The 19,839-nt window shown below is 61.1% G+C and carries 18 protein-coding genes; 8 read left to right on the top strand and 10 right to left on the bottom strand.

Going from position 1 to position 19,839, the window contains the following annotated elements:
• The 10 genes from nth to VFW72_RS13990 form a co-directional block, all read right to left on the bottom strand.
• Positions 1-645, bottom strand: coding sequence for an endonuclease III (gene nth, locus VFW72_RS14035; RefSeq protein ID WP_329674918.1), 645 nt, complete (start codon positions 643-645; stop codon positions 1-3).
• A gap of 28 nt (positions 646-673) precedes the next feature.
• Positions 674-1,207: a TPM domain-containing protein gene (locus VFW72_RS14030; RefSeq protein ID WP_329674917.1), complete on the bottom strand. Its 534-nt coding sequence runs from the start codon at positions 1,205-1,207 to the stop codon at positions 674-676.
• 15 nt (positions 1,208-1,222) lie between these two features.
• A complete protein-coding gene (locus VFW72_RS14025) occupies positions 1,223-2,119 on the bottom strand; it encodes a TPM domain-containing protein (protein WP_329674916.1) in 897 nt (298 codons plus the stop codon).
• A 3-nt stretch (positions 2,120-2,122) separates the two neighbouring features.
• Entirely contained in the window at positions 2,123-2,740 is a 618-nt protein-coding gene (locus VFW72_RS14020; protein ID WP_329674915.1) for a LemA family protein, read from the bottom strand.
• A 93-nt stretch (positions 2,741-2,833) separates the two neighbouring features.
• The gene (locus VFW72_RS14015; protein WP_329674914.1) at positions 2,834-3,052 is read right to left on the bottom strand and encodes a hypothetical protein; all 219 of its coding nucleotides are present in this window, start codon (positions 3,050-3,052) and stop codon (positions 2,834-2,836) included.
• 149 nt (positions 3,053-3,201) lie between these two features.
• Positions 3,202-3,990: a PEP-CTERM sorting domain-containing protein gene (locus tag VFW72_RS14010; protein WP_329674913.1), complete on the bottom strand. Its 789-nt coding sequence runs from the start codon at positions 3,988-3,990 to the stop codon at positions 3,202-3,204.
• Between the two features lie 32 nt (positions 3,991-4,022).
• Positions 4,023-6,818, bottom strand: coding sequence for an ExeM/NucH family extracellular endonuclease (locus VFW72_RS14005; RefSeq protein WP_329674912.1), 2,796 nt, complete (start codon positions 6,816-6,818; stop codon positions 4,023-4,025).
• 183 nt (positions 6,819-7,001) lie between these two features.
• On the bottom strand, positions 7,002-7,664 hold the full coding sequence (gene rsxB, locus VFW72_RS14000) for an electron transport complex subunit RsxB (protein WP_329674911.1): 663 nt from the start codon (positions 7,662-7,664) through the stop codon (positions 7,002-7,004).
• 80 nt (positions 7,665-7,744) lie between these two features.
• Positions 7,745-9,070: a polyhydroxyalkanoate depolymerase gene (locus tag VFW72_RS13995; protein ID WP_329674910.1), complete on the bottom strand. Its 1,326-nt coding sequence runs from the start codon at positions 9,068-9,070 to the stop codon at positions 7,745-7,747.
• 276 nt (positions 9,071-9,346) lie between these two features.
• A complete protein-coding gene (locus tag VFW72_RS13990) occupies positions 9,347-10,546 on the bottom strand; it encodes an amino acid aminotransferase (RefSeq protein WP_329674909.1) in 1,200 nt (399 codons plus the stop codon).
• A gap of 133 nt (positions 10,547-10,679) precedes the next feature.
• On the opposite strand from VFW72_RS13990, the gene uvrB reads away from it, so the two are divergent.
• The 8 genes from uvrB to hscB all read left to right on the top strand — a co-directional run bounded on the left by uvrB (position 10,680) and on the right by hscB (position 19,825).
• Positions 10,680-12,806 carry an excinuclease ABC subunit UvrB gene (uvrB, locus tag VFW72_RS13985; protein ID WP_329674908.1) on the top strand — a complete coding sequence of 709 codons (2,127 nt, stop codon included), beginning with the start codon at positions 10,680-10,682 and terminating at the stop codon, positions 12,804-12,806.
• A gap of 131 nt (positions 12,807-12,937) precedes the next feature.
• Entirely contained in the window at positions 12,938-15,757 is a 2,820-nt protein-coding gene (locus VFW72_RS13980) for a carbohydrate binding domain-containing protein (protein ID WP_329674907.1), read from the top strand.
• 103 nt (positions 15,758-15,860) lie between these two features.
• Positions 15,861-16,421 (top strand): low molecular weight protein-tyrosine-phosphatase, encoded by a 561-nt coding sequence (locus VFW72_RS13975; protein ID WP_329674906.1) that lies wholly within the window; start codon positions 15,861-15,863, stop codon positions 16,419-16,421.
• Positions 16,422-16,566: 145 nt separating this feature from the next.
• A complete protein-coding gene (gene iscR, locus VFW72_RS13970) occupies positions 16,567-17,109 on the top strand; it encodes a Fe-S cluster assembly transcriptional regulator IscR (RefSeq protein ID WP_329674905.1) in 543 nt (180 codons plus the stop codon).
• A 99-nt stretch (positions 17,110-17,208) separates the two neighbouring features.
• On the top strand, positions 17,209-18,429 hold the full coding sequence (locus VFW72_RS13965) for an IscS subfamily cysteine desulfurase (protein ID WP_329674904.1): 1,221 nt from the start codon (positions 17,209-17,211) through the stop codon (positions 18,427-18,429).
• 15 nt (positions 18,430-18,444) lie between these two features.
• Positions 18,445-18,831 (top strand): Fe-S cluster assembly scaffold IscU, encoded by a 387-nt coding sequence (gene iscU, locus VFW72_RS13960; RefSeq protein ID WP_329674903.1) that lies wholly within the window; start codon positions 18,445-18,447, stop codon positions 18,829-18,831.
• Between the two features lie 76 nt (positions 18,832-18,907).
• Positions 18,908-19,231: an iron-sulfur cluster assembly protein IscA gene (iscA, locus tag VFW72_RS13955; RefSeq protein WP_329675013.1), complete on the top strand. Its 324-nt coding sequence runs from the start codon at positions 18,908-18,910 to the stop codon at positions 19,229-19,231.
• 69 nt (positions 19,232-19,300) lie between these two features.
• Entirely contained in the window at positions 19,301-19,825 is a 525-nt protein-coding gene (gene hscB, locus VFW72_RS13950; RefSeq protein WP_329675012.1) for a Fe-S protein assembly co-chaperone HscB, read from the top strand.
• Positions 19,826-19,839 lie beyond the last annotated feature (14 nt).

Here is a 19,839-nt window from a genome sequence, read left to right as displayed (position 1 = left end):
TCAAGCTTGCGGCGCGGGCGTCTTGGGCTTGAATTTGCAGCAAGTCGCCACGCTGCATTCCCAGCAACGCGGTTTGCGTGCCTGGCAAATGTAGCGGCCGTGCAGGATCAGCCAATGGTGGGCATGAAGCCGAAATTCATCCGGCACGCGCTTGAGCAACTTCAGTTCCACTTCCAGCGGCGTTTTGCCCGGCGCCAGCCCGGTTCGGTTGCTGACGCGAAAGATGTGGGTGTCTACCGCCATGGTGGGTTCGCCAAAAGCCACGTTCAGCACCACGTTGGCGGTTTTGCGGCCTACGCCGGGTAAGGACTCGAGGGCTTCGCGGGTACGTGGCACTTCTCCGCCGTACTGCTCCAGCAGGATGCGGCAGGTCTCCATCAAGTGTTTGGCCTTGCTTTTGTACAGACCGATGGTCTTGATGTAGTCGCACAAACCTTCCAGACCCAGGTCGAGGATTTGCTGGGGCGTGTTGGCCACCGGGAAGAGCCGTCGTGTGGCCTTGTTCACGCCCACGTCGGTGGCCTGAGCCGACAGCAGCACCGCAGTCAGCAACTCGAACGGCGTGCTGTATTCCAGCTCGGTTTCGGGGTGTGGGTTGGCGGCCTGAAGGGTGGCAAAAAAGGTGTGGATGTCGGCGGCTTTCATGGCCCGCAAGTCTAGCGGTCACGAGAGGTCATAGCAGCACGATGCTGTCACTCAGTTCATTGGGGTTGTGTCGGTCTGCGCCCAGCGGGTAATGCTTGTGCAGCAGCGCGCCCACCTGCTCAATGGCGGTCTTCAGGCCTTGCTCCATGTTCTGCTGGGCCAGGTGGGCAGACAGTTCGCCCACCAGTTGCTCCCAGTGGTCGGCTTGCTCGATCTGGCGCATCAGCCCCCGGTCGGCCAGCACCTCGATGCGGCGATCGGCCAGCAGCAGGTAGATCAGCACGCCGTTGTTGTGCTCGGTGTCCCACACACCCAGTTGGGAGAACAATTCAACCGCACGTTGGCGGGGCGTCACACCGCGCCACAGCTGCGCCGGGCTCAGGCTGGCTTCCACGCAGACGCGCAGTTCGCCCAGATGGCGAGCCTCGCTGGCTCGAATGCATTGCTCCAAGCGCTGCCGCGCCGCAGCGGGAAGAAGCCGTTGGGTGTCGCGCACATCCATGCTCAGGTGCTTGAGCCAGCGCGATACAGGGCTACCGGATCGATGAGAGGGAGATTGCATGGCCGCCGGGTTCCTTCACCATCTGCCGGAGGCGCCGCCGCCTCCAAAGTCGCCGCCGCCACCTGACGAGAACCCCCCGCCACCAGAGCCGCCGCCCCAACCTCCACCGCCACCCCAGCCGCCGCCCATCGGCGGGCCGCCCCAGCCCCCGCGGCCGCTGTTGCCAAAGGCCAGGGCCAGAATGAACACCACGACCCAACCGATCACGCCCAGCACCAGGCTGCTGGTGATCAGGCCGATCAAGCCGCCGCCAATCAGGCCGGTGAAGGCCGCACCGCCTTTGCGGCCGAACAGGGCGCTCAGCAGGCCGTTGACCAGAGGCACGCCGACCAGGGCAAAGATGAGCCATTGCTCCCAGTTCAGCGTGGGGGACTTGCCAGTAGACCGGCTGGCATCAGGCAGAGGCAAGGCCTCGCCTTTGATGCGGCTGGCCAAGTGATCGACTGCGGCATTGAGGCCACCTGCGAAGTCGCCAGCCCGGAAGGCTGGGGTCATCACCCCATCAATGATGCGCTTGGCCGCGAGGTCAGGGATCGCACCTTCCAGAGCCTTGGCCACTTCAATGCGCATGCTTCGGTCTTGTTTGGCCACCAGCACGATCACGCCATCGCCCACGTCCTTGCGGCCGATCTTCCAGCTGTCGCCCACCCGTTGGGCGTAGGCGGCAATGTCTTCCGGCTGCGTGGTGGGCACCAGCAAGATCACCACTTGCGAGCCCAGGCTGCGCTCCAGGCTCGCGAGCTTGGCTTCCAGGCCTTGTTGCTGCTCGGCCGTCAGGGTGCCGGTCTGGTCGATCACGTGCGCCGACAGCACTGGAATGGCTTGCAGCTCCTGGGCATGCACCACCCACGGGCATACCCAAGCCAGCAAGGCCAGACACAGTGAGCGCATGAGGCGCACGGCCGCTGCCATGGCTTACTTCTTGTTGAAGTCCACCACGGGCGGGGTGGCAATCTGGGCTTCGTTCTGTACCGTGAAGCTCGGCTTGGTCTGGTAGCTGAACATCATGGCCGTCAGGTTGGTGGGGAAGCTGCGGGTCAGCACGTTGTAGTCTTGAACCGCCTTGATGTAGCGGTTGCGGGCCACGGTGATGCGGTTTTCCGTGCCTTCCAGTTGCACGCGCAGATCCTGGAAGCCTTGGTTGGCTTTCAGATTGGGGTAGTTTTCGCTGACCACCAACAAGCGCGACAGCGCGCCGCTCAACTCGCCTTGTGCTTGTTGGAACTTGTTGAATGCTTCGGGGTTGTTGACCAGTTCCGGGGTGGCCTGAATGCTGGTGGCCTTGGCACGGGCTTCCACCACCTTGGTCAGCGTTTCCTGCTCGAAATTGGCTTCGCCTTTGACGGTGGCCACAATGTTGGGCACCAGATCGGCGCGGCGCTGGTACTGGTTCAGAACCTCTGACCACGAGGCCTTGGTTTGTTCGTCAAGGCGCTGGAAATCGTTGTAGCCACAACCGCTCAGGGTCACGGTGGCGGTGCCGGCTACGAGGAGGGCAGCCAGGCGGGGGCGTGTGAAGCGTGCAACGGGCATTCGTCGTCCTTTCGATGGGAAAGTGCCTGAACGCGAGTCAGGTCACAACGACAGGATAAATCAGGTCGACGATGCCGAATTCAAGAGGCAAGATCAGGCCGCGTAGGCGGGCAGGTCCTGGCAGGACAGGACTTCGTGTCCACGTGACCGGGGGTAGCGGTCACGCACGATCTGCACGGCGCCCAGAGGGGTGTCGGCCATGACTTTCAAAACGCGTTTGACGGCGCGTTGCGACGGGTCGATCACGACCAGGGCCGACACTTCAAAGATTTTCAGGGCAGGTTCAATGGCGAGGTTCATCAAGGCGCGCATCGCGGTACTCCATTTCGTGAGTGCGGAGTACCTCTGACGGGACTCTCGCTCACCCCAACAGCATGCATTTTGCGGGCCAGGCATGACAGGGGAATGACCCCCGATCAAGGGAATACTCGGGGGGCGACTGCGGCCTTCCCGCCACTATTTCACTTCGTGCGACGGGTGCGCGCCTGCCAGCCAATGGCACCCAGTGCGGCCAGCATCAGCGCCAGGCTTTCGGGTTCCGGAACGGCCGGAAGGGTTTGCACCGACTGGATGGCCAGCAGGGATGTCTGGCCCCAGTCATTCATGTCGGCCACGGCCCAGGTCAAGGTGGCCGAGGTGGCGTGGGCAAAGGTGTAACTGAAGCTCTGCCAGCCGGTTTGCAGCATATCGGCATCGACTGCTGTGGTCTGTGTGGCCGCATCAGCCTGTGCCAGGGTGAACACCTGAGACGCGCCGCCGAGTTCCCGGATGATCAGCCAGGCGGTGTCGGGCATGTCGCGGTCACGCGAAAACAGGTTCCATTGGAACTGCAGCGTGTCGCCAGCCTGAATGGCCACCACCTGTCGCGCGGCCGAGCCCTCAATGAGGGATACCGTATGGTCCAAGGGGTCGAGTTCCAGTGCGGTGGGGTCGACTCCGGCGAAGCTCGCCAGGCCACCTGGCGCCATGACGTCGACAGCCGAGGTGCCAGACAGGTTGTAGGCGCCGTCGGCTGCCCCCATGTCGTCAGCCCCCAGCGAGGCAGTACTCAACACCATGGCACGTGGGGCACTCAAGGTCAGGCCCAGTGCGTTGGCGGGGGACATCACCGACACGTCGCCCAGGGTTTGCCAGCCAGCCAGGCCGTTGGCGCCGCCAATGAAGTGGCCGTTGAACACTCCGGCGTGTGCGGACAGACCGAGCGTGGTCGAGATCATGGCCGTAGCGATCTGCATTGCATGCTTTTTCATGTGACTTCCAATCAATGTCAGGGAAACAGGCTTCACAGGCCAAGGTCACGGCCGGGAACGATCTGGTTCACCGCCACGCCTTTCAGCAGAACCAAGGCGCGTGGCAGGGTGCTGCCAGCGCTGCCATCGGTATCGACTTGCACTTGTGTGCCGGTGTTGGTGCTGACCAGGCGGATGTAGCCCTGGCTCAATGCGGTAGCGGGGTTCACGCCGATGGACGCCAGCAAGGTGGTCAGATCAATGCGGTCGGTGCCGGGGGTGAAGTCGGTGATCGTGTCCAGTCCATCGCGAATCGACTGGTAGACAAACACGTCGCGGCCGGCACCGCCCGTCAAGGTGTCGCTTTGCTCGCCGCCGGTGATGACGTCGTCACCGGACGTGCCCATGATCGTGTCGCGGCCAGTCGAGCCATTGAGGGTCTTCAGAAGCGACAAGCCGATGACGATGGGGTCATGGTCAGATGACCGGTAAGGCGTGGCGCTGTAGTAGTCGGGGCCGCAGGTGGCGCAGGCCGGCTGCTTGAACTCGAGGTTGTAGTCAATGATTGAAGGCTCATCGGCATTCACGTGCCAGACCTGGGCGCCGGTCACCAAGGTGTTGGCTTCAGGTGTGGCAATGGCGTGGTCCAGCGAGCCAGCTTCTCCATCGAACACGTAGGAATAGTCCAAGGCGTTGAAGCGTTTGGCCAGATCGACGTAGCCATTCGACGTGAATTCGTAGACCGGGTCCTCCATGCCGTAGGCGTTGAAGTCGCCCAGCAGCAGGGTGCGTGCACTGCCGCTGCGGGTCTGCAGGTCAGCCACGAAGGAACGCAAGGCCTGCGCTTCGGCCACGCGAGCGGCGTTGAAGCACCCTTGGCCGTCACCCTGATCGACATCGGCTCCCGCAGCGCCGGAACAGCCCTTGGACTTGAAGTGGTTCACCACCACATTGAAGGTTTCGCCGTTGGCTGCCGCAAAGGTTTGGGCCACCGAGGGGCGCTTGTGCGAGGGGTCTGTGTCGCTGACCGACGGGCCCACTGGGGTGAGTGCGGCCGGCTTGTAAATGAGGCCGACCTTGATCGCGTCGGTGCCCACGCCGGTGCTCGGATCGGCAATGGTGGCGTAGGTGCCAGCGCCCATTTGTTCGTTCAGGCCCGCCACCAGGTTGGCAATGGCTTCCCCGTTGTTTTGCAACTCCATCAGGCCAACCACGTCGGCGTTGAGCGCTTTCAACTCGGCGACCAGTTTGTTGCGCTGGCGGGTGAATTCGGCGGCCGAATCGGCGCCACGGCAATCCGAGGTGGTGCCCGAAGGGGCGCAACCCTGACCGCTCTTGCCGCTGGCTGTTTTGCCGTCACCGAAAGTGGTGAAGTAGTTCAGCAGATTGGCGCTGGCCACGCGCACATTGCCACCCACGGGCAGGGGGGCGGAGGTACGCTGGTTGACGCGGGTGAAGTTGACGGCCGTCGTCGGGTGAATTTTGTAGCTGCCGGCGCCCGTGTTGTCGCTGGTGGCCAGGCCGTAGTCGATCACGCCGGTCAGGCTGTCGAGGGTGTCGCCTGCACGCAGGGTGTTGTCTGCGCCGATGTAAGGCGTGGGGTTGGGGTTTTGAAGGGAGTTGCCGTCGTCGAGCAGGATCTGACGCTGGGCATTGGCCTCAGTCAAGGCCACGGCGTCGCTGGAACCGGGGCGGAAGGCGTTGGTGGGCTTTTCCAGGCGCCCGCCAGCTGACAGAGTGACCTGACCGTAGCGACCTTGGAAGTAGTTTTGCGAGGCCGTCAACTGCGTGTTGATGGTGACCAGCATGCCTTCGACACGCTCCAGTTCGGCCGCGGTGGCTGGCAAGGTGATGACCGTGGGCGCAATGGCATAGCCCGCCCCCAGCACGGTCACATTGCTGACGCCGCTGATCTCGGTGACGGTACGAGCCGCGGTGAGCGCGTTGGATGCGGCGCCGGTATTGAACTCCACGACGTTACCGGTCAGCTGAATCAGCTGGCCGACTGACACGGTGGGCGCTGTGCCCGTGAACACGAACACGCCATCTGAGGTCTGGGGCAGTCCGTCGCCCACTGGGTCTTGCAGGAAGAAGCCGTTGTTATTCAAGCGCGTGACCACGCCCCTGGTGCTGACGGTTTGGCCTGCGTAGGGGCTGGTGTGGCCGCTGCCCTGAATGTCGAAAATCGACACCGTGGCGGGGGCCGGTGCCGCCGTGCATGTGCCAGCGGGAGACGCCCCATTGCGTGGCGTGGGGGCTGCGGTATTGAAATCGCTGGCGTTGTTGTTGGTGTCGGTGCAACCGTTAAGGCCGCGCATGACAGCCACGGTGTTGGATGGCGCGGGCGTGGCTCCGCTGCCTTCATAGGCAGAGGCCGTGGCACCGAAGCCCACGAAGTCTTCCACCGAAGCAGCGCTTACTCCGGTTCCGCTCAGTGCGGTGGTGGAGCGCACCAGCGCCACCTTGCCGGCCGTGCCACTCATGGCGATCGTGCCGATGGCATCCGGGGTGGGCAGTGCGGCGGTGCCGCCTGTGCCTGCCGCCTGCTGAATCAGGTAGTACTGGCCAGGTTGCAGCACCGTGTTGCTCAGGTTCGTGACCTGCCATGACGTGCCGGTGGCCGAAGCGTATTGAACCGACCAGCCCGACAGATTCACGGCTGCCGCGCCAGCATTGAACAGCTCAACGAAGTCGTTCTTGTAGGTTGCCCCGGCGTTACCGCCCCCGCCGTACACCTGGCTGATGACCACGCCAGTGGAGGAGGCCTGGGCGCACATCGACGCCATGGCCAGCGCCATCGCCGTGGCAAACGGGGTCAAAGATCGGGGGGTGGAGAAACAACGTGACATGACAACAGTCCTTGGATCAAACGGATCCAAGCAGTGTCGTCATGGCGTGTTGCACGCCGATGGGCGTACCCCATCGAGCCGCCTGAATCGATCGGCTCAATCACGTGGCAGTTGTGGGCCCAAGGTGGTCGCTTCAGATCACCCCTGTCCGCGATTCAGAGAGCAAATGGCCTGAGATGACACTCAACGAGCCTGACGTCGAGCCCGTGCGCGCGCCAGCGCCGCTTCGATCACGGCGCGCTTCTGATCCAGTTGCGCGGCATCTGTCAAACGCGAGGCTTCGGCCAGGTTGGCCAGCTTGTGTTCGGCCTTGGCTTGCAGGCGGGCCTCATTGTCGGCCTTGGCTTGGGCGATGCGAATGGTTCGGAAGGCGTGCCGGTCGCGTGCCTCGTCGGCCTGCTGCGGGCTCCAGGCGCGCCAACCGGTGGGGGCTGGGCTCAGGTCGTGCGCCGGAACGAGAGAGATGCAGTCCACCGGACAGGCTGGAATGCACAACTCGCAACCCGTGCATTGGTCTTCCACCACCGTGTGCATGTGCTTGGGCGCACCGATGATGCAGTCGACCGGGCAGGCTTTGATGCACAAGGTGCAGCCAATGCACCAGCTCTCGTCGATGACTGCCAGGAAGCGAGGGGCCTCGCTACCGAATTCGGGATTCAGAGGGACAACTGGCAGGCCGGTGGCCTCAGCCAGACGCTTTACACCTTCTTCGCCACCAGGCGGGCATTGATTGATGTCAGCCTGACCCTGGGCAATCGCCTGGGCGTAGGCGGCACAGTCAGGGTAGCCGCAGCGGGTGCACTGCGTTTGCGGCAGGAGAAGGTTGATCTTGTCGGCGTCCAGCATAGGCGCCGCAGTCTACAACCTTCCCCACCGTCTTGGTGGCATGGGTGGCCTTCCCAGACCACCGCATATCAAGGGCGGGCTCAGCGCGCCTTTGAAGACGACTTGGTGGCCGCCGGGGTCTTGCCTGCCGAGCGTGCCGACACGCGGGCCAGCTCGCTGTGTGCGTAGATGAAGGCCTTGATCTCCGGGTAGGCCATTTCGCGCCAACGACGGCCCGAGAAAATGCCGTAGTGACCCGCGCCCTTGACCACGTAGTGCTGATGGCGGCCCTTTGGAATGCCAGTGCACAGGTCATGAGCGGCTTCGGTCTGGCCGGCGCCGGAAATGTCGTCCAGTTCACCTTCCACGGTCAGCAGCGCAGTGGTCTTGATGTCCTGAGGACGGACCAGCTCCAGCTCGCCTTCCGGGTTACGAACTTGCCAGGTGCCATTGACCAGGGCGAAGTCCTGGAACACGGTCTTGATGGTGTCCAGGTAGTAGTCGGCCGGCAGGTCCAGCACCGCGTTGTACTCGTCGTAGAACTGGCGGTGGGCTTCGGCGCTGTCGCCATCGCCGCGCACCAGATCCAGGAAGTAGTCGTAGTGCGAGGTCGCGTGGCGATCGGGGTTCATGGCCACGAAGCCTGTGTGCTGCAGGAAGCCTGGGTACACACGACGGGTGGCGCCGGGGTAGTTGGGGGGCACGCGGTAGATCACGTTGGCCTCGAACCACTCGAACGACTTGTTCATCGCCAGGTTGTTCACGGCGGTGGGCGACTTGCGTGCGTCAATGGGGCCGCCCATCATGGTCATGGTCAGCGGGGTTTTCTCGCCGCGGCTGGCCATCAGGGAGACTGCCGCCAGCACCGGCACCGTGGGTTGGCAAACCGAGATCACATGCACGTTCGGGCCGACCACGCGAATGAAATCCTGAACGTAGTTCACATAGTCGTCCAGATGGAAGGTGCCGTCTTCAACCGGCACCATGCGCGCGTCGATCCACTCGGTGATGTAGACCTTGTGATCGTGCAGCAAAGTACGAACGGTGTCGCGCAGCAGGGTGGCGTGGTGGCCGGACAGGGGGGCGACCACCAGCACGGAGGGCTGATCGCGCATTTGGGCCAGCACTTCGGCGTCGTCGGTGAAGCGTTTGAAGCGGATCAGGCGGCAGAACGGCTTGGTGTCTACCACTTGTTCCTGGATGACGACTTCGGCGCCGCCAACCGTGACTTCGCGGATGTCAAACGCGGGCTTTTCGTATTCCTTGGTCAGACGGTGAATCAAGTCGAAACCGGCTGCGACACGATGTGCCTGCGGCAACTGCGCCATGGGCGACAGAGGATGGCTATACAGCTTGGAGGCTGCGCTGGCGAATTCGGAGAAGGGGCTCAGCCAGGCGCGATTGGTTTCGTAAATCTGATAAAGCATGGTGTGACCTTTTGGGTTCAGGAGTCTGGCGCATCAAGCACAAGTCGCGGTTTTCGACTTGTTGCAGTGCAGCATAAAGTACTTTCACCATCTTTGCATCGATTTCCGAGGGGCTAGAGCAACAACAAAGACTCAAACCACGTGCAATTTTCATGTCGGGGCGGGCGTTCGTGCTTGCTCTTGCTGCGGCGCACCAACTTTGTGCGTAGACATGAAAAAAGCCAAAGACCCGAAGGCCTTTGGCTTCATCTCTATCGCAGAACGAAGAGTGGATGCTTACATCACAGCCTTGATGGCAGCCGCCACAGCCTTGATGTTCTTGGTGTTCAGCGCAGCCACGCAGATGCGGCCCGAATCGACACCGTAAATGCCGAATTCGGAGCGCAGGCGCTGCATTTGAGCGGCGTTCAGGCCCGAGTAGCTGAACATACCCTTTTGGCGGGTGATGTAGCTCAGGTCGCCTTGCACGCCAGCGGCGGTCAGTTCGTTGACCAGGGCGGTGCGCATCAGCTTGATGCGGTCACGCATTTCAGCCAGCTCGTCTTCCCACATTTGGCGCAGCTCGGGGCTGGTCAGCACGGTGGCGACCACTTGAGCGCCGTGGGTGGGTGGGTTGGAGTAGTTGGTGCGAATCACGCGCTTCAACTGGCTCAGCACGCGAGCGCATTCTTCTGCGGTTTCGCTCACGATGCTCAGAGCGCCCACGCGCTCGCCGTACAGCGAGAAGCTCTTGGAGAAGCTGGTGGACACGAAGTAGCTCAGGCCGGCGTCCAGGAACTTGATCACCACAGCGCCGTCTTCGGCGATGCCGTTGCCGAAGCCTTGGTAAGCCATGTCCAGGAAGGGGACCAGGCCGCCAGCCTTGATCACGGCAATGACTTCATCCCACTGGGCATCGGTCAGGTCGTAGCCGGTGGGGTTGTGGCAGCAGGCGTGCAGCAACACGATGGTGCCGGGGGCCGATGCTTTCAGCTTGGCGATCATGCCCTCGAAGTTGATGCCACGGTTGGCCGCGTCGTAGTAGGGGTAGACGTCCACGGGGAAACCGGCCGACTCGAACAGGGCGCGGTGGTTTTCCCAGCTGGGGTCAGAAATCAGCACTTGGGCGTTGGGGTTCAGGCGCTTGAGAAAGTCAGCGCCCAGCTTCAGGCCGCCGGTGCCACCGATGGCTTGAGCGGTGGCGATGCGACCGGCCTTCACGGCGGGGTGCTCGGCACCGAACACCAGGCCTTGCACGGCCTTGTCATAGGCCACGATGCCGTCGATGGGCAGGTAGCCGCGCGCCTTGGGGGCTTCCATCATCTGCTTTTCAGCAGCGGCCACGCACTTGAGCAGGGGCAGTTTGCCGTTGTCGTCGGTGTACACACCCACGCCCAGGTTCACCTTGTTGGGGTTGGTGTCGGCGTTGAATTGTTCGTTGAGGCCCAGAATCGGGTCGCGGGGGGCCATTTCAACGGTGGCAAACAAAGAGGCCATGCAAGCAGTCTCCGGTGGGTTGGGATAAGCTGAAAAGCAATAACGCACCGAGTTGACGCTGGCTGAACCTGTTGGGTGACGCCAGTTTGGTTCCTCGGGCAAACCCTTTATTTTATCTCGCCAAAGTTCGAACATGCCAGACCTGATTGATGTCAACAGTTCACAAACCTCGCCCAAGGGAGGCGGGGAGGGTGATTCAGGCGGCCAATTCGTGACTTTTCCCGACTCGCCGTTTCAGTTGTTCCAGCCTTATCCCCCTGCGGGCGACCAGCCCACGGCGATTGCCGGTCTGGTGGAAGGCGTGCAAGACGGCCTGGTCTATCAGACCTTGCTGGGGGTGACAGGCTCCGGCAAAACTTTCACCATGGCCAACACGATCGCCCGCCTGGGGCGGCCGGCCATCGTCTTTGCGCCCAACAAAACCTTGGCGGCACAGCTGTACGCCGAATTCCGCGAGTTCTTTCCCAACAACGCGGTGGAGTATTTCGTCAGCTACTACGACTACTACCAGCCCGAGGCCTACGTGCCGCAGCGCGATCTGTTCATTGAAAAAGACAGCGCCATCAACGAAGCCATCGAACAAATGCGCTTGAGTGCCACCAAGAGCATTCTGGAGCGCCGCGATGTGGTCATCGTGGCCACCGTGTCGGCCATCTACGGTATCGGCAAGCCCGAGGACTACATGCAGATGGTGTTGATCGCGCGGGTGGGCGACAAAATGGGCCAGCGAGATGTGATTGCGCAGCTCATTCGCATGCAATACCAGCGCAACGACATGGACTTTGGGCGCGGCACCTTCCGGGTTCGAGGCGACACCATCGATGTGTTCCCCGCCGAACACAGTGAACTGGCCGTACGCATCGAGTTGTTCGACGATGAGATCGATTCGATTCAATTGTTTGACCCGCTGACTGGCCGCATTCAGCAGAAGATTCCCCGCTTCACCATCTACCCATCCAGCCACTACGTGACCCCGCGCGAGCGGGTGCTGGTGGCCATTGAGGCCATCAAGGACGAACTCAACGGCCGCGTGAAAGAGCTGGTCGGCATGGGCAAGCTGGTCGAGGCGCAGCGTCTGGAGCAGCGCACCCGGTTCGATCTGGAAATGCTGCAAGAGGTGGGGCACTGCAAAGGCATCGAGAACTACACCCGGCACCTTTCGGGCGCCAAGCCCGGTGATCCACCGCCCACGCTGGTGGACTACATGCCGCCCGATTCCCTCATGTTCCTTGACGAAAGTCACGTCATGATTGGCCAGTTGGGGGGCATGTACAACGGCGACCGTTCGCGCAAGACCACCTTGGTAGAATATGGCTTCCGCCTGCCTTCGGCCCTCGACAACCGTCCGCTGAAGTTCGACGAATTCGAGCGCAAGATGCGCCAGGTCATCTTCGTGTCGGCTACGCCGGGGGATTGGGAAAAGCAGCACACCGACAACGTGGTCGAGCAGGTGGTGCGCCCGACCGGCTTGTTGGATCCCATTGTGGAAGTGCGCCCCGCCACGCATCAGGTGGACGACGTGTTGCAGGAGATCCGCATTCGTGTCGAGAAAGACGAGCGCGTGCTGATCACCACGCTGACCAAACGCATGGCCGAGCAGCTCACCGACTACCTCACTGACAACGGTGTCAAGGTTCGGTACTTGCACTCCGACATTGACACCGTCGAGCGCGTCGAAATCTTGCGCGACCTGCGCTTGGGAACCTTTGATGTGCTGGTCGGCATCAACCTATTGCGTGAGGGCTTGGACATTCCAGAGGTGTCCCTGGTGGCGATTCTCGATGCTGACAAGGAAGGCTTCCTGCGTGCCGAGCGCAGTCTGATTCAGACCATCGGACGTGCTGCGCGGAACCAGAACGGCATGGCCATTCTGTATGCCGACAAGATGACCGAATCCATGCGCAAGGCCATTGGCGAAACCGAGCGACGCCGAACCAAGCAGATCGCCCACAACGAGGCGCACGGCATCACCCCGCGCACGGTCAACAAGAAGGTCAAGGAGTTGATCGATGGCGTGATGTCCAATGCCGCCAAGGACGACCTCAAGGCCGCACAGGCCCTGGCCGATTCGGTGGCCGATGCCAGCGATCTGAGCGAAAAAGACCTGAGTCGTCGCATGAAGCAGTTGGAGAAAGACATGCTCGAAGCGGCGCGCAATCTCGAATTCGAGAAGGCTGCACGCTTGCGTGACCAGTTGGCCTTGCTCAAGGAGCAAGCTTTCGGCGCGGCAGGGCATGATCACATCGCCATCAAGAAATAGGATTTCCGGACGAATGTCAGTTCTGTGGGAATAGTTGGCGAACGGCCCGCCTGAAGACGATGCGACGTTCCTAGAATTTGATGCCCCATACCGTTAGGTCGGGGCATAAATCAACTTCAGGGAACAATCCAATGCGCCAAATTCATCGCGCGGCCCGCTACGTCGGGGTCGGGCTGCTTGCCTATGCGTCTCAGTTCGCATGGGCCACCGATTACTACGTCAACCCGGGGGCATCGCTTGCCAGTGACTCGAATGCCGGTACCTCGACAAGCTGGCCCTGGCGCACGCTGGACAAAGTCAACTCCGCCACCTTGAAGGATGGCGATCGGGTTCTGTTCCGCCGGGCGCAAACCTGGGAAGGGACTTTGAAGCTCAAGTCGGGCGTCAGCTACACAAGCTACGGCGGAGCCGCAACGGATGCCGCGCCCATCATCCGGGCGTCTTCCTACATTGGCAATCTTTCCTGGAGCAAATACAGCGGCAACATCTATGTGGCCGATGTGTCCTCGCGCCTGTTCAGCGGCACAGATGTGACGGGGGTGGCTTATCCCGCAGCCATCACCCAGCTGATTTACAAAGGCGCACGTCTTCAGCGCGCTCGCTATCCCAATGCAGGCGGCGGCGTTTTCAAATTTGGTGCCAATCGGTTCCTGAAGATCGCCAGTGGCACCCCTGCGGTGGAGCTCGATCTCGCCTCGAACCCAAGCGCAACGCAGTCGATGTTGCTCGAGTCTGGGGCCTTGCCTGCAACGGTCACCTCGGGTGATTTGATGGGGGCGCAGGTTTATGCCAAGAACTTCGCGTGGTATTTGACTCGGTACACGGTGTCGACAGCGAGCAGCACAACCAATGTCTCCTTGGCCCCTGACATGACCTGGCCAGGTGCGAAAGGCTACCCGCTGTATTCCGGCAACGGCTATTGGCTGGAGAACAAGCTGTGGATGCTTGATCAGGCCGGGGAATGGGTTTTCGATGCGGCCAGCAAAAAAGTTTATGTCTGGTTGCCCAACAACGCGAGTCCAGTCGGTGCCGATTTGAACGCGTCCTCGCGCATTCATGGCATTGAGGGGCGCGATGTGGCCAAGGCCTCGGTATCAGGCATCACGGTCATTGAGTCGCGTGGCGATGGGGTGGCCATCAGCCGTCCGACCTCGTCGGTCAATATTGCGGGCGTGAGTGTGCTGCGTGCCGGTGGCATGGGCATTTCTGTGACCAATAACGGTTCGGGAACCGGCAGCATTTCTGGCTCCTTGGTGGCCGACAGTGCGGCGGCAGGCATTTATCTTGGCAGCAATTCCACCCAGGGCATCAACGTTACCAACAACGCGGTTCGACGTGCAGGGCGTGGCTTCTACGCGCACGCGGGCATCTGGCTGGGGCACGGTTCCAGTGCCACCGGCAACGTGGTTGATGGCTCCAGCTACATCGGCATTCGCACAGCCAAGTCCAACACCATCAGCGGCAACCAGGTGCTCAACAGCTGCGCTGAATTTGATGACTGCGGTGGCATCTACGTACGTGGCTTGGATTACGACGGTACACAGTACGGCCTGACCTACAAGAACGATGTGAATGACGTCATCAGCAACAACTTCATTGATGGTGCAACGCTGGCGAATGCCAAGGACCGTGTGGACGGCTTGGCCAACATCCCTGCCGACATCAAGACCAGCGGTACCAATGGGGTGTATCTGGATGACTTCTCCGGTCGTGTCACGGTCGACGGCAACTATGTCACCGGCTTTGATCATGGCGTGATGATTCACTACGGCCGCTACAACACGATCAGCAACAACAAGCTGGTCGGCAATGCGCGCGCTCAGTTGTGGATGCAGGAGAACGCTCACGGCGGGCTCACCGACTTTGTCGCCACCGGCTACTGCGGCTCCATGCCCGATTGCGATTCGAAGAACTACCTTCGATTCAACACCGTGAAGGGCAACGTGATGGCTTCGCGGGAAACCAATCCGGTCATCATCCACACCAGCGACTTTGCGGGCGCAGACGACTTTGCGACTTACAGCAACAACATCTATGCAACCTACGGTAGCCCGGCGCTGGTTCGGATTGAGTCGGGTGGTGTGACCAACCTGACCTACGGGCAATGGGCGGCACGAGGGCAGGATGCCGTCAAACTCTCGCCTTGGAATGTGTTTGCGACGGCGCCTGGTGTGAAGGCTCAAACCGGTGCCACCAACATGATCACCAACGGTGGTTTTGATCAGGGCTTGGCGGCCTGGAGTTACTGGAATGCGGTGACCTCGGTGACGAGCAGTGGCTGTCTCGATGCGGTGGCCTGCTTGCTGACCGAACCCAGTGCCAGCGCTGGCACGGAAGCCTCGGGTCGCAAGGTGTCGATCGTGAACACCAGCTCGCCGCTGAGCATCACGCAGGGGCAAACCTATCTGATGAGCTTCAGTGCCAAAGCTGATCTGGCTGGCGAGTATGTCTACAGTGTGTTGCGTGACATGAGCAACTACACCGACAAGTCCAGTTATGCCAGCACCGCTTTGACCACCGCTTGGCAGAACTACACCGTATCGCTCAATGCCAATGCAACCCAGGGCAACACCCGGTTGGACTTCCAGTTCTCCACCCTGGGCAAAGTGCGTGTCGATAACGTCCGCCTGCTGCCTGCGACCGTGGTGTCGGGCGATGCGCAGCCTGTTGGCTTCTACAACGCGGGCAGCACGGCCAAGTCCTTTGCTTGCCCCATTGCCAACAGCAACTCATGCACCTTGTATGTGGATGCGCAAACCGGTGCCTCTGTCAGCTTTCCTTTGAGCGTGGCTGCCGGTACCTCGCGTGTTCTGGTGCTGAAGAATCCCACCTGGATGGACCCTGATCGCGATGGCGTGCCGGGCGACGGTGCGTCAGGTGGTCTGGATCTGTGTCCAGCCACAGCCGATGGCGCCGGTGTCAATGAGTCGGGGTGTGCGGCAGGGCAATGACGCGCTGAAAGCTTCGGCGTCCGTGCAAATGCCCCCATTTTGGAATCAGGGCATTGCACGGGCCGTAGACAATGCGGCCTGTGTCTCGCACTTGTCTGACGGCATGTCCTTGAAATTCCCATTCTTGTCTCGTCGGGCCCAGCCAGGGCCCGATTTGCGCATTCTCATGGTCTGCATGGGCAACATTTGTAGAAGTCCCACCGCCGAGGGGGTGCTCAAACACAAGCTCAAGCAGCAGGGTCTGCATGAACGTGTTCTGGTCGATTCGGCCGGTACTCACGCTTACCATGTGGGCAGCCCGCCAGACGAACGTTCACAAAAGCACGCCAGCCAGCGGGGGTACGATCTGTCAGACCAGCGTGCGCGCAAAGTGGGGCCCGACGACTTTGAGGTCTTCGATCTGATCCTGGCGATGGACTGGGACAACCTGGCCTTGCTCGAAGAGGCCTGTCCTCAAGACCCTGCGCTTCGCCGCAAGCTGCGTCGCCTGGCTGAGTACGTGCCTGCAGATTCGGCCTTGGCGGGTGCGCAAGTGGTGCCTGACCCGTACTACGGTGGCCCGGCAGGGTTTGACGCTGTACTCGATCTGGTTGAGGCAGCCTGTGATGGCCTCCTGCAAGACATCCAACGTCGGTTGGATGCGGGCGCCTCGGGTCAACCCTGATGTTTAGTTGACAAAATTAGTCGGCTTAAATATAATTGACTCAAATACTCGGGATTAAGAGTCCTGACCAAGCCGGTGATCCCGGTTCGGTGTCATTCTGGTAAACCCTGCCAGAAATAGGGCTTCCGAGATAAGGAGCTGAGTCATGCGTCTGACCACCAAAGGACGGTTCGCCGTCACTGCCATGATCGATCTCGCTTTGCGAGAGCACACGGGCCCTGTGGCTCTGGCTGCCATCAGCCAGCGGCAACAAATTTCATTGTCTTACCTCGAGCAGTTGTTCGGCAAGCTGCGACGGCACGAGCTGGTGGAAAGCACCCGCGGGCCGGGCGGCGGTTATTCCCTGGGGCGCAAGTCCGAGGACATCACCGTGGCCGACATCATCGTGGCGGTGGATGAGCCCATCGATGCCACCGGTTGCGGGGGCAAGGAAAACTGCATGGGCGAAGACGGTGCTCGTTGCATGACCCACGACCTGTGGACCAGCCTGAACACCAAGATGATCGAATACCTTGACTCGATCAGCCTGCGCAAACTGGTGGAAGACCAGTTGGCCAAGGGTGTCTCGATTGAAGCGCAGCCCATCAAGCGCGCCATTTCGAGTGCCCCGGTGGTCAAGCCCATCAAGGTCACGGCTCCGAATTCCGTGTTTGCGCTGGGCTCGACCCTGGCCAAAACTGGTCCTTGATCACAGTGGGGGAATGCATTCCCCCGCGATAATCTCGTTTTTGTTTGACCGGCGATCCGCTCTTTTCATAGGGTGGAAGCGCTAGCTTGAGTCCCCATCATGGACATGACCCCACACTTTCCGATCTACATGGACTACGGCGCCACGACGCCGTGCGACCCCCGCGTGGTCGACGCCATGATTCCCTGGTTGCGCGAACATTTCGGCAACCCGGCTTCGCGCACCCATGCCTACGGCTGGGAAGCCGAGCAAGCGGTTGAAAACGCGCGTGCTCAGGTGGCGGCCCTGATCGGTGCCGATCCGCGGGAAATCGTCTGGACCTCTGGGGCCACCGAGTCCAACAACCTGGCCTTGAAGGGCGCGGCCCATTTCTATCAAAGCCGCGGCAAGCACATCATCACGGTCAAGACCGAGCACAAGGCTGTGCTGGACACCGTGCGTGAATTGGAGCGCCAGGGTTTTGAGGCCACCTACCTTGACGTGCAGGAAAACGGTCTGCTCGACCTGGAAGCGCTGAAGGCTGCCATTCGCCCCGACACCATCCTGATCTCGGTCATGTATGTGAACAACGAGATCGGTGTCATTCAAGACATCCCCACCATTGGTGCCTTGTGCCGCGAAAAGGGCATCATTTTCCACGTCGATGCAGCGCAAGCGACTGGCAAGATCGACATCGATCTGAGCCAACTGCCGGTCGACCTGATGAGCCTGGCTTCGCACAAGACCTACGGCCCCAAGGGCATTGGTGCTTTGTACGTGCGCCGCAAACCCCGTGTGCGCCTGGAAGCGCAGATGCACGGCGGCGGTCACGAGCGCGGCATGCGTTCGGGCACCTTGCCCACCCATCAGATCGTGGGCATGGGCGAAGCCTTCCGCATTGCCAAGGAAGAAATGCATGCTGAAAACGAGCGCATCCGTGGCTTGCAGCAGCGTTTGCTCAAGGGTCTGCAAGACATCGAACAGATCTTCGTCAACGGTGATCTGGAACGTCGCATTCCGCACAACCTGAACATCTCCTTCAACTACGTCGAGGGTGAATCCCTGATCATGGGCATCAAGGGCATTGCCGTGTCGTCGGGTTCGGCTTGTACCTCGGCCAGCCTGGAGCCCAGCTATGTGCTGCGTGCCCTGGGCCGCAGCGATGAGCTGGCGCACAGCTCCCTGCGTATGACGATCGGTCGCTTCTCTACCGAAGAAGAGATCGACTACGCAATCACCACACTGAAAGATCGGGTTGCCAAGCTGCGTGAACTGTCTCCCCTGTGGGACATGTACAAAGACGGTATCGATCTGTCGACCATACAGTGGTCGGCACACTGAAATTGGAGTATCACCATGGCATACAGCGACAAGGTCATTGACCACTACGAAAACCCCCGTAACGTTGGTTCGTTCGAAAAGGGCGACGAGTCGGTTGGCACCGGTATGGTGGGCGCACCTGCTTGCGGCGACGTGATGAAGCTGCAGATCAAGGTCAACCCCTCCACCGGCGTGATCGAAGACGCCCGCTTCAAGACCTACGGTTGCGGCTCGGCCATTGCTTCGAGCTCGCTGGTCACCGAATGGGTGCGCGGCAAGACGCTGGACGAGGCGCTGGAAATCAAGAACACCCAGATCGCCGAAGAGTTGGCTTTGCCTCCGGTCAAGATCCACTGCTCGATCCTGGCGGAAGATGCGATCAAGGCAGCTGTCACCGACTACAAGGCCAAACATGCAAACTGAACAAGCCACTGCGGGTTCCTGCACAGCGGGTCCGGGTAATGGTCCGTTGACCGAGATTGCTGAAATCAACGCCAACATGAAGGTGGAGTTGACCGAAGCAGCGGTTCGCCACATCACCCGTTATCTGACCCGCCGTGGCAAAGGCGTGGGCATTCGCCTGGGGGTGAAAACCACCGGCTGCTCCGGCTTGGCCTACAAGATCGAGTTCGCCGACGAAATCGAGCCCGAAGACATCGTGTTCGAGCAGCAGGGCGTGAAGATTCTGGTCGATCCCAAGAGCCTGCCCTACATCGACGGCACGCAGTTGGACTTCGTGCGTGAAGGCCTGAATGAGGGCTTCAAGTTCAACAACCCGAACGAACGCGACCGTTGCGGTTGTGGGGAATCCTTCCGCATCTGATCTGGCAGGCCATCGGCCTCATGTCGGATGAAGCCCCACCGCGTGGTGGGGTTTCGCATTTCAAACGCCATGAACATTGACGCAGACGACTTCACCTTGTTGGGCCTGGAACGCAAGTTCGAGCTCAATCGTGCCGAGCTCGACAGTGCCTGGAAGGCCCTGCAAGCCCAGGTTCATCCCGATCGCTTTGCGGCCGAGGGGGGGACGGCTCAGCGCCTGGCCATGCAATGGGCTGTGCGCGTGAACGAGGCTCATCAACGCCTGAAAGACCCCCTCAAGCGCGCGGCCTATCTGTGCGAGCTGGCTGGGGCGCCGGTCCAGGCGCACAGCAACACCGCCATGCCGGGTGATTTCCTCATGCAGCAAATGCAATGGCGCGAAGCGCTGGAAGAGGCTGACAGCGCTGCCGAGGTGGAGACCTTGTCTGATGAGGTGACCGAGCAACGCAAAGCCCGCCTGGCTCGCGTCAGGCAACTGCTGGACGCTGACGCCAACCCCGCCCAGGCTGCGCAGGAAGTGCGCGCCCTGATGTTCATCGATCGGCTTCTGGAAGAGATCGATGGGCGACTGGAACAATACGAAGACGCCCGCTGAAGTAAACGAGCTGA

Origin of the sequence: Aquabacterium sp., from assembly GCF_036273115.1 — a bacterium.
GTDB lineage: Bacteria > Pseudomonadota > Gammaproteobacteria > Burkholderiales > Burkholderiaceae_C > Aquabacterium.
The sequence above is the reverse complement of the archived record's forward strand: the minus strand, read 5'-3'. Positions and strand labels throughout refer to the sequence as shown.